General features: G+C 47.9%; 14 protein-coding genes and 1 rRNA gene. 13 read left to right on the forward strand and 2 right to left on the reverse strand.

All coding sequences use genetic code 11. The features are described from left to right. The first annotated feature begins 87 nt into the window (after nucleotides 1-87). A complete protein-coding gene (locus tag BM184_RS08530; protein WP_198143327.1) occupies nucleotides 88-468 on the forward strand; it encodes a Na-translocating system protein MpsC family protein in 381 nt (126 codons plus the stop codon). 154 nt (nucleotides 469-622) lie between these two features. Beyond that, nucleotides 623-1,957, forward strand: coding sequence for an L-lactate MFS transporter (locus BM184_RS08535; protein ID WP_218151011.1), 1,335 nt, complete (start codon nucleotides 623-625; stop codon nucleotides 1,955-1,957). 113 nt (nucleotides 1,958-2,070) lie between these two features. On the opposite strand, the gene BM184_RS08540 is transcribed toward BM184_RS08535, so the two are convergent. Continuing rightward, a complete protein-coding gene (locus BM184_RS08540; protein WP_086943343.1) occupies nucleotides 2,071-2,328 on the reverse strand; it encodes a hypothetical protein in 258 nt (85 codons plus the stop codon). 334 nt (nucleotides 2,329-2,662) lie between these two features. On the opposite strand from BM184_RS08540, the gene BM184_RS08545 reads away from it, so the two are divergent. The 7 genes from BM184_RS08545 to BM184_RS08575 all read left to right on the forward strand — a co-directional run bounded on the left by BM184_RS08545 (nucleotide 2,663) and on the right by BM184_RS08575 (nucleotide 7,736). Next, entirely contained in the window at nucleotides 2,663-3,034 is a 372-nt protein-coding gene (locus tag BM184_RS08545) for a CidA/LrgA family protein (protein ID WP_177208603.1), read from the forward strand. After that, a complete protein-coding gene (locus BM184_RS08550) occupies nucleotides 3,027-3,725 on the forward strand; it encodes an LrgB family protein (RefSeq protein WP_086943345.1) in 699 nt (232 codons plus the stop codon). The genes BM184_RS08545 and BM184_RS08550 overlap by 8 nt, the downstream gene beginning before the upstream one ends. Before the next feature lie 209 nt (nucleotides 3,726-3,934). Beyond that, nucleotides 3,935-4,690 carry a nucleoside phosphorylase gene (locus tag BM184_RS08555; RefSeq protein ID WP_086943346.1) on the forward strand — a complete coding sequence of 252 codons (756 nt, stop codon included), beginning with the start codon at nucleotides 3,935-3,937 and terminating at the stop codon, nucleotides 4,688-4,690. A 1-nt stretch (nucleotide 4,691) separates the two neighbouring features. Next, nucleotides 4,692-5,300: an ECF transporter S component gene (locus BM184_RS08560; RefSeq protein WP_086943347.1), complete on the forward strand. Its 609-nt coding sequence runs from the start codon at nucleotides 4,692-4,694 to the stop codon at nucleotides 5,298-5,300. 12 nt (nucleotides 5,301-5,312) lie between these two features. Beyond that, nucleotides 5,313-6,080, forward strand: a complete 768-nt coding sequence (locus BM184_RS08565) for an energy-coupling factor transporter transmembrane component T family protein (RefSeq protein ID WP_086943348.1) — start codon at nucleotides 5,313-5,315, stop codon at nucleotides 6,078-6,080. Next, nucleotides 6,077-6,928, forward strand: coding sequence for an energy-coupling factor ABC transporter ATP-binding protein (locus tag BM184_RS08570; RefSeq protein ID WP_086943349.1), 852 nt, complete (start codon nucleotides 6,077-6,079; stop codon nucleotides 6,926-6,928). The genes BM184_RS08565 and BM184_RS08570 overlap by 4 nt, the downstream gene beginning before the upstream one ends. Then, nucleotides 6,921-7,736 (forward strand): energy-coupling factor ABC transporter ATP-binding protein, encoded by an 816-nt coding sequence (locus tag BM184_RS08575; RefSeq protein ID WP_086943350.1) that lies wholly within the window; start codon nucleotides 6,921-6,923, stop codon nucleotides 7,734-7,736. The genes BM184_RS08570 and BM184_RS08575 overlap by 8 nt, the downstream gene beginning before the upstream one ends. 68 nt (nucleotides 7,737-7,804) lie before the next feature. Here BM184_RS08575 and BM184_RS08580 read toward each other — a convergent pair whose 3' ends face one another. Next, on the reverse strand, nucleotides 7,805-8,932 hold the full coding sequence (locus BM184_RS08580; protein ID WP_086943351.1) for a CdaR family transcriptional regulator: 1,128 nt from the start codon (nucleotides 8,930-8,932) through the stop codon (nucleotides 7,805-7,807). A gap of 238 nt (nucleotides 8,933-9,170) precedes the next feature. Here BM184_RS08580 and BM184_RS08585 point away from each other — a divergent pair, with 238 nt between their 5' ends. The 4 genes from BM184_RS08585 to BM184_RS08605 all read left to right on the forward strand — a co-directional run. Then, on the forward strand, nucleotides 9,171-10,331 hold the full coding sequence (locus BM184_RS08585; protein WP_086943352.1) for a glycerate kinase: 1,161 nt from the start codon (nucleotides 9,171-9,173) through the stop codon (nucleotides 10,329-10,331). 162 nt (nucleotides 10,332-10,493) lie between these two features. Continuing rightward, entirely contained in the window at nucleotides 10,494-10,928 is a 435-nt protein-coding gene (locus BM184_RS08590; RefSeq protein WP_086943353.1) for a MarR family winged helix-turn-helix transcriptional regulator, read from the forward strand. A 2-nt stretch (nucleotides 10,929-10,930) separates the two neighbouring features. Beyond that, the gene (locus BM184_RS08595; protein WP_086943354.1) at nucleotides 10,931-12,277 is read left to right on the forward strand and encodes an MATE family efflux transporter; all 1,347 of its coding nucleotides are present in this window, start codon (nucleotides 10,931-10,933) and stop codon (nucleotides 12,275-12,277) included. 503 nt (nucleotides 12,278-12,780) lie between these two features. After that, nucleotides 12,781-13,253: ribosomal RNA gene (locus BM184_RS08605) — 16S ribosomal RNA — on the forward strand; the annotation flags it as partial.

The following is a 13,253-nucleotide window of genomic DNA, read 5'->3' on the forward strand; positions in this document are numbered from 1 at the left end:
ACTTGTTGACGACAATATATCGGTGTGCTATAGTTTTGGCTGTAAGAAACGTTTCCCAACTTTCAGATGATTTAGGGGTTGAAGCGCATGGCATACACGGGAAGTTCAATGACAAAAGGACAAATCGAATCGAAATTGAGCGAAGCGATCAGTAAGTTTGAAATTGAACAAATGGGTAGGGGACCGGAGAAAATACGGACCGTTATCTTTCAGGATTTGATCTTGATAAGACTGAATGGTTTCCTGAGTATATCTGAGAAAAACTTGGCCAAGAATCCAGGTGGAATCCAGATGATAAAAAATGCTCGAACCGCATTGTTTGAGAATGCGCGTAAAGAACTCGAAACGACAATCAAAACAGTGCTTGATGTGAATATCGTAAGTACCTATTCCGACGTCAGCACCAAGACGGGCGAAAAAATCATCGCAATAGTTGTCGACCAAGATATAGAAAAATTGATTAAGTGAATACGGAAGATGCAACGAAAGGCAAACAGCCAGTCGACGCGTAAGCCAATAATAAGTACTCCGCAGGGGGCTTGTTATTGGTTTTTTTTTGCAGATCGGCATGTCAGTAAGGGAATTTATCCGGAAATTATAAGGAAAGAAGGCAGGGATGCAGATGCAACAGAAAATGAGAGTAGAAAAGCAAGTGATGTCAAAGGCAAGGTGGCTGTATGTAATTTTGGGACTGGTGATTATGATGGCACTTGGGACGGTGTATTCCTGGAGTGTTTTCCGTCTGCCGGTGGAGGTGTTGTATGATGTCGGGACTGCCCAAAGTGGATTACCCTACATGACGGCGCTATTGTTTTACTCGCTGTTCATGTTTTTGACCGGGAGGTTTTTTAAGGATTGGAGTCCGCGCAAGACCATACTGACAGGGACCCTCTTGGTTTCTGTCGGCTGGATTTTATCGGCATTCGCCCCGAATATTCAGACGTTGACTATTGCGTATGGTGTGATCAGTGGCGCGGGGGTCGGGATTGCTTATGGAGCTCCGCTGACGGTAGTGACTAGATGGTTCCCGGAAAAAAAGGGTATCGTGATTGGGCTGGTGCTACTCGGATTTGGACTCTCGCCGTTGCTTACAGCGCCGATTGCTAGGGCGTTGGTCGAACAATACGGAGTGACGCAAACATTCCTCATATTGGGAGTCGTCTTTGGAGTGCTGTTGCCCGTGTTGGCAATGCCATTCAAGTATCCTGAAGCGGATTGCGTCGGGGATGAGAAAGTCCTCGGGGCAGAGTCGAAGGAGAATGATATGGATAGCGCCGAAATGGTCAGATCCGCTAACTTCAAGGGGCTGTATTTCAATTTTATTATCGGAACGATGATTGGACTGATGATGATAGGGTTGACAAGCAACATCGGCATTGAATTGATAGGGATGGCGCAAAAGGATGTAGTGCTGTTTATATCCATGTTTGCAGTGTTCAATGGAGTCGGGCGTCCCGTGTTCGGATGGCTGACGGACAGGCTGTCGGCAAAGAAAGCGATGCTCTTTTCCTATGCTCAAATCATCCTGGCAGCATCTTTGATGTTGCTGGCAAAAAATGGCAGTATCGTTTTATTTTTCATCGCTTTTTCCATATTTTGGTTCAATGTTGGGGGGTGGTTGGCAATAGCGCCGACTGCCACTAATAATATGTACGGGCCGAAGCACTACAGCGAAAATTATGGTGTCGTATTTACAGCATACGGAATAGGTGCTGTTTTGGGTGTGGGTAGTTCAGGCCTGTTGCTGGATACTTTTCAGAATTTCGACTACATATTCTATCTGGTAATCGTTTCATGTCTGATCGGGTATCTTTTGACGTTGCTATTTTTTAAAGCGAAATTGGGAAACAAAACGAACCTGACGACGGTAAGCTCCTTATTTGATTCGGCTAGCCGCAACAATGGAGACCGTAGCGCTCCGTTGGATGAACTGCGCGAAACCAACAGTAAAGCGTAAGCTGGAATCGGCACTGTAAATGATCGGTTTCCGATTGAAACCTGAAACAATAAACAAAACTCCCTGAAGAGCTCTGCACTGTTGCAGGCACTTTGGGGAGTTTTTTTGACATATTATAGATATGTTTTTAAAGCTTCGGCGATGCTTTCAAGCATAGCTAGTTCATCATTTGACGGGTTTTCCAATGTGAGCAAAGCTTCCTCGGCGCGGGCTTCCGGGTTGCCATCTGCATCTGTTGCTACATCCAGTATCAGTAGCTCGGCAAACAGATCATCCAAATCCCTTTGCGGTTGCACAAGGAATTCAAACGTACCTTCGGGATGACTTGCTTTGAACGCTTCAATCTTTTCAATCAATTTTTCTAAGTTCATTTATTTCCGCCTTCTTTCTGTCCTTGTTCATTTACTGCACGGCTTATTATACATCATTCGGTCTGCGTATGTATCGCGTAACAGGTTTATAACGATCCGGAAAGCAGAATTTTGGGTTGCGGGATATATCGTTTTGAACCGGAAGCCGGTATACTGGATAGTGAAAAAGTACGCTTGCTAAAGAAAGCCAGTCCGGCTGTCGCTTTAAGCTTTGAGCAACTAGAACAACTTAATTTGTGCTTTTGTCACAATGCATCTTTTCAATTCGGCTTGGGCTGCTATGATTAACAATAGAATTCCAGATTACTTTAGACAAGGAAGGAGCCGCTCCATTATGCACTATTTAAAACAATTTACCGTCATCATTGCAATTTCGGCCTTAAGCGAATTGCTGGCCATCTTCATTCCGCTGCCCATTCCGGCCAGCATTTACGGCATGTCGCTGCTGTTCCTGTTGCTGATGACAGGAGTGTTGAAGCTCAAGCAAGTGGAAAGTGCCGCCAATCTGCTGTTGGGCATTATGCCTGCGCTGTTCGTCGTGAGCGGTGCCGGGCTCATCACGTCCTACGGGCAGATCGCCGAAAACTTCCTCAGCTGGGTAGCCGTCAACATCGGCTCCACCATCGTGATTTTGGCGACAACCGGGCTTTTGGCGCAAGGATTGATAAGAAGGAAGAAAGCAAAGGAGGCTGGCGGGAATGGTTGATCATCTGCTGGAAACGACAAAATATCTCGGCTTGTTCATCAGCTTAGGGGCCTTCATGATCGGCTTGAAGCTGAACAAAAAATATCCCTATGCATTCATGAACCCTTTGCTGATCGGGACGATCCTGGTGATGGTCTTGATTCTTGTCCTGGATGTCGAAGTTGTCGTTTTTCAAAAAAGTGCGCAAGTATTGTCCGATCTCCTGACGCCGGCAACGATATGCCTAGCTGTTCCGGTTTATCGGCAATTCAAGATTTTACGCGAGAACAGCTGGGTCGTATTGATCAGTTGTCTGGCGGGGATGATAAGCGGTCTGGTCACGATCATCAGCTTGGCTCTGATTCTTCGAATGAGCGAAATCACGACCATTTCCACATTGGCGCGCTCGAGCACGATGGCCATCGCGCTGGATACGACCGAACTGATCGGCGGGGTCGCGGGCATCATAGTGGCTGGGGTCATCTTCGCCGGCATTTTCGGGACGGTGGTTTCCGGAATGATTTTCAGCATCTTCAGGATCGAAGAACCAATCGCGAAAGGGTTGGCTTTGGGTGCGGCTTCCCATGCCATGGGGACTGCCGAATCATTGAAAGCGAGCGAACTGCAGGGCGCCATGAGCAGCCTGGCGATGGTCGTTTCCGGTGTCGTGATGGTCGGGTTGATCCCACTAGCGGCGCTGTTCGTCCAATGAGGGAAACAACTAAGAGAAAACATAAGAAGCAGCTCTAATTAAAAAAGAGACTGCTTCTTTTTGTGCACCGGGAAGGCTGTTTTCCATCAAGGGTTATCCGGTGCCAGACGTTGGGCTCTATGCTATACTGAACTCATAATGGGTATCAGTATCTTGAAGTTTTGTCGGGCTGTTCCGGAGTCGATCATTGCGAAAAGGAAGGTGGAGAAATGGAACAAACACTGCAGGCGCACATTCAATTACCAGCCGATCTGGATGTGAAATATGCGCTGTTGCCGGGTGATCCAGCCCGCGTGGAAAGAGTGAAACTGCTGTTGGATGACCCTGTCGATTTGGCGTTCAACCGTGAGTACAAGAGTGTTCTGGGGACCTATCAAGGAATGAAGGTTCTGGTCATTTCCTCTGGGATCGGCGGACCATCCACAGCAATAGCCATCGAAGAGTTGACAAGGATCGGAATAGAAGGGATCATCCGCATCGGCAGCTGCGGATCCTTGCATCCGGCAGTGCATCTGGGCGATGTGATCATCGCAACGGCAGCAGTCCGGGATGATGGCGCCAGCAAGGCCTATGTCGATTCCGCATATCCCGCCGTTGCCGATCTGGATTTGTTGATTTATCTGCGGTCAATCGCGGAAACGGAGCGGATCCCTCATCGTTTGGGGATTGTCCGCAGCCACGACAGTTTCTATACCGCCCGTGAAGAGCAGCTTACTGCTTATTGGAGCGGCAACGGCATCATCGGGTCGGATATGGAAACAGCCACGTTGTTTGTTGTTGGGGCGCTGAGGGGATTGAAGACCGCATCGCTGCTGAATGTCGTCGTTGGGCCGGATGAAGGGATGGAAGAAGGTGTCCGTCAATTCGTTTCAGGAGAAGCGGCCACCAAGCAAGGGGAACAGAATCAAATCAAACTGGCATTATCCGCTTTCCATGCATGGCATCAGGCAAAAGGAGGAGAATAAAATGAATGCAGAAACAAAAAACAAACTGAGCTACAAGTTGTCAACGGCTTCCATCGTATTGATTCCGATCGCGATTGGGATCAATTATCTCGGCAAATACATCGCGGGCGTATTGCGTCTGCCGCTTTGGTTGGATTCGATCGGAACGGTATTGTCCGGTATGTTGGCGGGTCCGGTAATCGGTGCCGCTTCCGGGATCATCAACAACGTCATCTACGGCGTGACGGCCGATCCGATTTCGACAGTGTATGCGGTCACCAGTGCAGTCATCGGTTTGATGGCGGGTCTGTTTGCCGCTAAAGGCTGGTTCAAGGACATCAAAACAGTGCTGTTGGCAGGTTTGATCATAGGTGTGGTTGCGGCCACAGTCTCGACGCCTTTGAACATCCTCTTTTGGGGCGGACAGACCGGTAATGTCTGGGGAGATGCCCTCTACGCTTTGCTGATTTCGAATGGGCAACCGCAATGGCTGGCTTCTTTCCTGGACAGCATCGTTGTGGATGTGCCGGACAAACTAGTGACGGTGCTCATCAGTTACTTTATCTTCAAAGGCTTACCGAAGAAACTTACGAACACCTTCCTGAAGGATGGCGCGATAGAAGAATTATAGGGGCTGATTTGAATGGATGCAATGACTTTGTATGTACCGCGAAACTCACTGATCCATCGCCTGGATCCGTTGACGAAGATGCTTTATATTATCGTGAGCATCGCTGCGGCCTATTTATTGGATAATCTGTGGGAAGTCGCGGCAGTCATGCTGATCAGTTTGGGCATCTTGTTGCTGGGGAAAGTTTTCCGCAATATTTTGCCGGTGATTGCCCTCAGTTTTTTATTGATTCTGTCGATCGTCATTGTGCAAGGATTCTTCAATCCTGCCAATGAAACGTTGCTTTATGAATTGGGTCCGATAAAATTCTACAAAGAGGGGCTGGTTATCGCCTTGCGTCTGACCATGCGCGTCATCAATATGGTCAGCGCCTTTGGGGTATTGGTGCTGACGACTTCGCCGACGGAACTTGTTGAACGACTGCAGCAGAAAGGCATGTCGCCGAAGATCGGCTATGTCATTCTTTCGGTCCTGCAGATTATTCCGCAGCTTCGAGCCACGTATGGAAAAATCCAGGATGCACAACGGTCGCGCGGGATGGAGACTGAGGGCAGCCTGTTTGTCCGGATAAAGGCATTCTTCCCGTTATTGGGACCGGTCATACTAAATGCGTTGAACGATACCCGGGAAAGAGCGATTGCGCTCGATGTCCGCGGCTTCGACAGGGACACGCCGAAAACCTATCTGAATGAAACAAAGTCTTATCGTCACAGTACTTTGTTGAATATTTTGCTCTTGTTGATTCTGGCCGGTTTGATCGTTTGGAGGGTGATGGGATGAGCATCATAGAAGTGAAGGGTCTGAAATACCGCTATCCCGACACGACAAAATTGGCGTTGGACGGCATCAGTTTTTCGGTCGAGGAGGGTGAATTCATCGGCCTGATAGGAAGGAATACCGCTGGAAAATCGACTTTGTGCTATGCGCTGAGCGGCTTGGTGCCGCACTTCTTTAAAGGTGCCTACGGCGGATCGGTAATGATAGCCGGTTTGGATGTGCGCACGACAGATGTGAGTGAAGTCACTGCAGCAGCCGGTTTGGTTTTCGAAAATCCGTTTTCCCAGATCACCGGCTCGCGTTTTACGGTATATGAGGAAATTGCCTTTGGTCTGGAGAACATGGGACTGCCGCGCAACGAAATCATCAAGCGGATCGAAGCAAGTTTGGACTTGCTGGACATCCGCAAAGTGAAGGACAAGAATCCATTCGATCTTTCCGGCGGGCAAATGCAGCGGGTTGCGATCGCCGGCGTGGTCGCGATGAAGCCGAAAGTGCTGATTTTGGATGAACCCACTTCACAACTGGATCCGCAAGGGTCGGAAGAGGTCTTCAAAGTGGTGGAGAACCTTACGAAAGAAGGCATTACGATCATCATGGCCGAGCAGAAGATGGAAAAAATCGCGCAGTACGCAGACAGGGTCCTGCTTTTGGATGACGCCAAATTGATCGCGTATGACACACCCGAAGCCATTTTTTCACGCGAGGACTTGGCGTCTTTGGGAGTGCAATCGCCCGCCGTTACCGCAATCGCCCGCCATTTGAACAGGCGGAAGACCAATGGGCATTATCCTGTGGAATTGGATGAGCTGAAGGGGTTGCTTGCGGAAGAAGGTGTCCCTCATGAATAAACTGGAAATAGAGAAGCTGCATTTTGCCTACGATAAAGCGACTCCCGTCATAAAAGGCATCGATCTGGTGTTGGATGACCGGAAAACGGCGATCATCGGGCAGAACGGATCGGGAAAAACGACCTTCGTGAAACTGCTGAAGGGACTATTGCGCCCCGATTCCGGCAGGATTCTGCTGGACGGGACCGACCTAAAAACTTTGACGGTTGCCCAGATTGCCAAGAAAATCGGTCTGGTTTTTCAGAACCCGGATGATCAGATTTTCAAGAATACCGTTTTGGATGAGGTCATGGTCGGTCCGTTGAACATCGGACAGTCACTGGATGAGGCAAGAGCCAGTTCCCGCGCGGCTTTAGCGCAAGTAGAACTGGTTGAGGTCGAGAAGGTGAACCCGTATGATCTCAATTTAGCGCAAAGAAAGATGGTGGCCTTGGCTTCGATTTTGGCGATGGATACTCCCATCGTCATTTTCGATGAACCTACGATGGGGCAGGATGTGGCCGGTAAAGCGATCATCAGAAAAGTGATCGAAAACCTGCAGGCAGAAGGGAAAGCCGTACTGTGCATTCTGCATGACATGGACTTTGCGGCAGCCGTTTTTGAACGCGTCGTCGTCTTTAGCCAAGGGCAATTGCTGCTCGAAGGCGAGGCAAGGGAAGTCTTCAGCAAAAAAGACACCCTGCAGCAAGCCTATCTGGATCAGCCCCAAGCCATGAAGATAGCGCAGGCATTGGGCATCCCGGGAAATCTACTGAGTGTGGAAGAAGTGATGACCGCGATAAAAGAGGATGAAGTGAAACTGCCATAACAGTGCAGTCAGAAAGCAGTCAAGGCATTATCCGTCAGGGATGTTGCCGCGACTGCTTTCTTTTATCTTCAATTTTTGTTCAAGATACTATGCAATTTGAATGCGAGGGACAGGATAGTGTAGCTGTCCAATTCGCGCGGGTTGTAGCCTGTCAATTTGTGAAGCTTGTTCAATTTGTATTGCAAAGTGTTTCTGTGGATGAACAAAGCATCGGCGCACCTGTAGATGCTGCCGTTATTGGAACCATAGACGGAGAAGATTTCAGTGTATTCTTCCAACTCTTTCCAATCCAAATTTCTTAAAATTTGGTGGACGAATTCTTCGGAGTTGTTCTTGGGAATGTTGGCGAGAATCATACCCAAGTCAAGCTTGGAATAATATTCGATGGTATTATGCGAGGTCAGGATTGACCAATCCAACGCCGCGCGAGCTTGTTCGTGGCTGATCCGGAGCGCGGCGGGTGTCTCGCTAGGCAGACCGACGCCTAAATGCAAATGCAAGTCATATCGCTCCTCTGCCTCACGGATAAGTTTGTTTAGCTGGTATGCAAGAGTAGGTTCCGGGAGGCTTTCTCTGAATAGAATGGTGATTTCAGACCCATCGACGGTATAAATCGTTTGTGTGTCGTTCAGTAGGACCGTCTTCAATAGCTTCATCATGTTCTCGATTTTATCGTTGCGATCGACGGAGAGATTTTTGATGTGGCCGGCGACGACGAGTCTCGGGATGGTCAAATCAAATCCTAGTAAGTTTGAAAGTGTCTGGACATTCTCCAAATCCGGACGGATCATCAATAACTCTTCAATCAGGATCCGGTAGTTATCGCGTTTTTTGAATGATACGTCTTTGAGCCAAGCTTCCTTCACGAGGATTTCGGTCATAGTCTTGATGATTTTGCCGTATTTTACTACTTCGTCTTTACTGCCGGTGATGCCGATCACGCCTAAAAGGTGTTGGTCACTGAAGATGGGGATGTTGATGCCCATTTTCGTACCTTCGAAATGGGTGTCATCTTTCACAATCAGATCGGTTTTCGTTTCGATCACTCTTTTTGCCCCGGCGTGTTGTGCGCCAATTCGGGTATCATCCGTGCTTGCGATAATGACACCGTCGATGTCGATGAAATTCAATTCCTGATGGATGATTTCTTTCATGCTGACTACTATCCTTTGCGCCAATTCGGAAGCTATTTCCATAAGTTTCTGTCCCTCCGGTTCGAAAAAAGATGCAATGTGTGCTGGGTGACATATTTATCTTCGATTTTACAGTAAATGTTTGGTTTGTAAAATATATAATCCGGAAACAGAAATCGTTACACTATAGATATTCAAACACGTACCAAAAGTCAATGGAATCTACAATAAGCGTGTAGCGGATTATAACGTTTGGGCGATGCTAAAAATACGGTAAATGCTGAAGGGAAGGGACTAATCAATGCAAAAAAAATTCAAAATAGTCATCGCTGCTGATTCCTTTAAGGGCAGCGCGTCAACTATCCAGGTGGAGGACTACATCGAACAAGGAATCCTGCGTCTGAACCGCAACGTGGAAATCGTCAAGGTTCCTGTAGCTGACGGCGGCGAAGGGACCGTGGATGCTTTGGTGATCGGATGCAAGGGGGAATACCGCTATGCTGACGTCACGGGACCGATGGGCGACAAAGTCCAGGCAAAATTCGGCATCATCAAAGACAACATCGCTGTCGTCGAAATGGCTGAAGCGTCGGGATTGACCTTGGTTGACCTAGCGGATAACGACGTTTATCGCGCGACTACTTATGGAACAGGCGAATTGATCCGGGCTGCTTTGGATTGCGGCGTCAAAGAAATCTTCATCGGTGTCGGAGGCAGCGCCACCAATGACGGCGGAGTCGGAATGGCGCAAGCGCTGGGGGTCTCTTTCAAGGACAGCGAAGGGAATGAAATTCCGTTCGGTGCAGGCAAGCTGGGTGACGTTGCTTCTATAGATGACAGTGGTTTGGATAAACGCATCCATGACGTCACCTTTACGATCCTATCTGATGTGACGAACCCTTTATGCGGTGAGAATGGAGCATCTTATATTTATGGTCCTCAGAAGGGGGCGACCCCGGAGGATGTCCGGAAATTGGACCAGTTATTGTGTCACTATGGGGAAAAAGTTGAAGAATACTTAGGAATAGCTGTGCTTGAAGCTCCTGGAGCGGGTGCAGCAGGAGGATTGGGTGCTGGTTTGATGGCTTTTTGTGGAGCGAAAAGCTACAGCGGCATCTCGAAAGTACTGTCCATCCTCGAAATCGAATCACATTTCCAAAATGCCGATCTTGTCATCACCGGCGAAGGCAGAATGGATTCGCAATCATTGAACGGCAAAGCGCCGGTGGGCATCGCCCAGTTGGCGAAGAAATACCACTTGCCGGTCATCGCAGTGGTCGGCAGCAGCGATGATGATTTAGGCCCGATCTATGCGACAGGCATCGACCTGGTTTTGGACATCATCAACAAACCGATGGATTTGGATGCAGCCATTTCGCAAACGGAAAAACTGATCACAAATGCCGGAGAGACGGCTTTCCGCGCCTTTCTGTTGGCAAAGAAAGTGCCTATTTCTCTGTGAATGTTCGTGTAACACCTGCATCAGCAAGTCTTCCAGACTCCTTGGAAGTGTTTGCTGATGCAGGTGTTTTTTTGATTTGGGAGATTGGTAATGAGATGGTATACAAGTGAACTGTTTAACGGTAAAATGGTTTCAGTTTGAATATATGGAGGTGCACGATTTATGAAAGAAAAGAAGAATCTTCTGATCAGCCTGTCCAAGCTGTCAAAAATGTACCGAGCAGAAGTGAAGGCGGAGATGTCTGATTCGGATTTTTCTCCGAATGAGTTGGATCTGATCACCTTTTTGTCAAATAACGAAATGGATACATCCAAAGAAATAGCCGATTCCTTGGGGTTATCAAAGTCTTTGATCGCCAGGTCGGTCGATTCGCTTGTTGCCAAAGGCTATCTGGAGACAATGGTAGATAAGGGAGACCGCCGTTACATTCATCTTGTGTTGACTGATCATGCAAAGCCGATAGCGGACCGATTGCGGGATCGTCGAAAACAGTTTATCGCATCGATGACGGAAGGAATCAGTCAGGAACAATTCACACAGTTTGAAGAGGCGCTTGAAAAAATGATAGCGAATGTGGAACGGAAGGAGGAGGAGTGATCATGCAAGAAATGAAAGAATCCCGTATGGGGACGGAGGAAATCCCTAAACTGATGATGGAACTGGCCATACCTAGCATCATTGCCCAAGTCATCAATATTCTCTACAACATTGTGGACAGGATGTACATCGGACATATACCCGATATAGGGGCTGTTGCATTGACCGGTCTGGGCATCAGTGCACCGCTTGTGCTGATCATCTCTGCTTTCAGCAGCTTTGCCGGAGGTGGTGGAGCCCCTTTGGCAGCCATTGCGTTAGGGAAAAACGACAAAGAGGAAGCTGAAAAAATTCTCGGCAATGCTTTTTCGATGCTGTCGCTGATGGCAGTCGTTTTGACCATCGTCTTTACTTTGATCAAGGAGCCTTTATTATATTTATTCGGTGCCAGCGACATCACCTTCAACTATGCGGATGATTATACATCCATCTATATAATGGGCACGGTTTTTGTCCAATATGCGTTGGGTTTGAATCTATTCATCACGAGCCAAGGTAAAACCAAAAATGCCATGTTTTCAGTATTGATCGGTGCTATCGCCAATATCATCCTGGACCCGATTTTTATTTTCGCTTTTGGTATGGGTGTCAAAGGGGCGGCCATCGCTACGGTCATATCCCAGGCTCTGAGCGCGCTTTATGTCCTCCGATTCCTGACTTCCGAGCATTCGCTTATCCGGATCCGCAAGAAGAACATGGGACTTAAGTTCGGACTGATAAAGAAAATCGTGTCCTTGGGAATTTCGCCATTCATCATGCAGGCGACGGAAAGTGCAATCGTGATCGTTTTCAACACAGGGCTGCTGAAATATGGCGGCGATCTTTACGTAGGTTCCATGACGATCATGCAAAGCATCATGCAATTGCTGACGGTGCCTGTTCAAGGATTTACGCAAGGCGTTCAACCTATCATCAGCTATAATTACGGTGCGCAGCATTTCAACCGTGTGCGAGAAACGGTGCACCATTCCATGAAAGTCACAGTTGGAATTACGGCCTCCTATTTTTTATTGGTGCTGCTCGTGCCCGGATTGTTCGCACGCATCTTTACGACCAATCCGGATTTGTTGGCGTTGGTCACCCGTGTTCTGCCGATCTACATGGGCGGAATGTGGCTGTTCGGAGTACAGATGAGCGCGCAAATGTTCTTTGTCGGTGTAGGGGAGGCAAAAAAATCACTTTTCATTGCCCTGTTGCGCAAAGTGATCATCCTGATTCCGTTGGCGCTTGTTTTACCCAACTATTTTGATGTGATGGGAATCTACTATGCGGAACCGATAGCGGATATCCTATCTGCGACGACATCCGGCATACTTTTGTATATGACTTTGAGGAAACTGCCGAGGTGATGTTCCCGGCTTCGATGGATCTTTTCCTGAATAAGATGAAGTAAAAACGGACTGGCCCGAAACGGGACAGTCCGTTTTAGTTGGTATCGCAAAAAGTTCAGAAAAAGAATTGACAATGACGGCAGAAGAGTGATAGTATAAATGAGTTGTCTGAAGTGCCTAACAATTAAATGTAAGAAATATGTTGACAAGGCGACTTCGGAATGATATTATATAAAAGTTGCTGCTCGAGATATTTCGAGCCAAGAATAATAAGAATAAATAATTCAAAAAAGTTCTTGACGAAATCGAAAAGTTGCGATATTATGAATAAGCTGTCACGTAACAAGTGATGCGCGATTGACCTTTGAAAACTGAACAAAGAATGAACGAACCAAATGTGCAGGGAGCTTCGATTTCGGTCGAGGCAAACGAAGGCGATACTTAGTATCGCAAACATAAAGTCAGCAAGAAATTAAGAGCTATCAGCTTAACATGTAGGATTTCTGTACAAGAGTCCACATTTACATGAGAGTTTGATCCTGGCTCAGGACGAACGCTGGCGGCGTGCCTAATACATGCAAGTCGAACGGTCTTTTCTATGGAAGCTTGCTTCCACTGAGAAGATAGTGGCGAACGGGTGAGTAACACGTGGGTAACCTGCCCATAAGAGGGGGATAACATCCGGAAACGGGTGCTAATACCGCATAGTTTTCTTGATCGCATGATCGAGAAAGGAAAGACGGCCTTTGTGCTGTCGCTTATGGATGGACCCGCGGCGTATTAGTTAGTTGGTGAGGTAACGGCTCACCAAGACGATGATACGTAGCCGACCTGAGAGGGTGATCGGCCACATTGGGACTGAGACACGGCCCAAACTCCTACGGGAGGCAGCAGTAGGGAATCTTCCGCAATGGACGAAAGTCTGACGGAGCAACGCCGCGTGAGTGAAGAAGGTTTTCGGATCGTAAAACTCTGTTGTCAGAGAAGAACAAGT

Origin of the sequence: Trichococcus pasteurii (assembly GCF_900112935.1) — a bacterium.
GTDB lineage: Bacteria > Bacillota > Bacilli > Lactobacillales > Aerococcaceae > Trichococcus > Trichococcus pasteurii.

What these genes read in the sequence shown, in the direction of transcription:
- BM184_RS08545 (WP_177208603.1), top strand. Translation starts at nt 2,663, where the DNA reads ATGCACTATTTAAAACAATTTACCGTCATCATTGCAATTTCGGCCTTA.
- BM184_RS08585 (WP_086943352.1), top strand. Translation starts at nt 9,171, where the DNA reads ATGCAAAAAAAATTCAAAATAGTCATCGCTGCTGATTCCTTTAAGGGC.
- BM184_RS08540 (WP_086943343.1), bottom strand. Translation starts at nt 2,328, where the DNA reads ATGAACTTAGAAAAATTGATTGAAAAGATTGAAGCGTTCAAAGCAAGT.
- BM184_RS08580 (WP_086943351.1), bottom strand. Translation starts at nt 8,932, where the DNA reads ATGGAAATAGCTTCCGAATTGGCGCAAAGGATAGTAGTCAGCATGAAA.
- BM184_RS08535 (WP_218151011.1), top strand. Translation starts at nt 623, where the DNA reads ATGCAACAGAAAATGAGAGTAGAAAAGCAAGTGATGTCAAAGGCAAGG.
- BM184_RS08575 (WP_086943350.1), top strand. Translation starts at nt 6,921, where the DNA reads ATGAATAAACTGGAAATAGAGAAGCTGCATTTTGCCTACGATAAAGCG.
- BM184_RS08560 (WP_086943347.1), top strand. Translation starts at nt 4,692, where the DNA reads ATGAATGCAGAAACAAAAAACAAACTGAGCTACAAGTTGTCAACGGCT.
- BM184_RS08565 (WP_086943348.1), top strand. Translation starts at nt 5,313, where the DNA reads ATGGATGCAATGACTTTGTATGTACCGCGAAACTCACTGATCCATCGC.
- BM184_RS08590 (WP_086943353.1), top strand. Translation starts at nt 10,494, where the DNA reads ATGAAAGAAAAGAAGAATCTTCTGATCAGCCTGTCCAAGCTGTCAAAA.
- BM184_RS08570 (WP_086943349.1), top strand. Translation starts at nt 6,077, where the DNA reads ATGAGCATCATAGAAGTGAAGGGTCTGAAATACCGCTATCCCGACACG.
- BM184_RS08595 (WP_086943354.1), top strand. Translation starts at nt 10,931, where the DNA reads ATGCAAGAAATGAAAGAATCCCGTATGGGGACGGAGGAAATCCCTAAA.
- BM184_RS08530 (WP_198143327.1), top strand. Translation starts at nt 88, where the DNA reads ATGGCATACACGGGAAGTTCAATGACAAAAGGACAAATCGAATCGAAA.
- BM184_RS08555 (WP_086943346.1), top strand. Translation starts at nt 3,935, where the DNA reads ATGGAACAAACACTGCAGGCGCACATTCAATTACCAGCCGATCTGGAT.
- BM184_RS08550 (WP_086943345.1), top strand. Translation starts at nt 3,027, where the DNA reads ATGGTTGATCATCTGCTGGAAACGACAAAATATCTCGGCTTGTTCATC.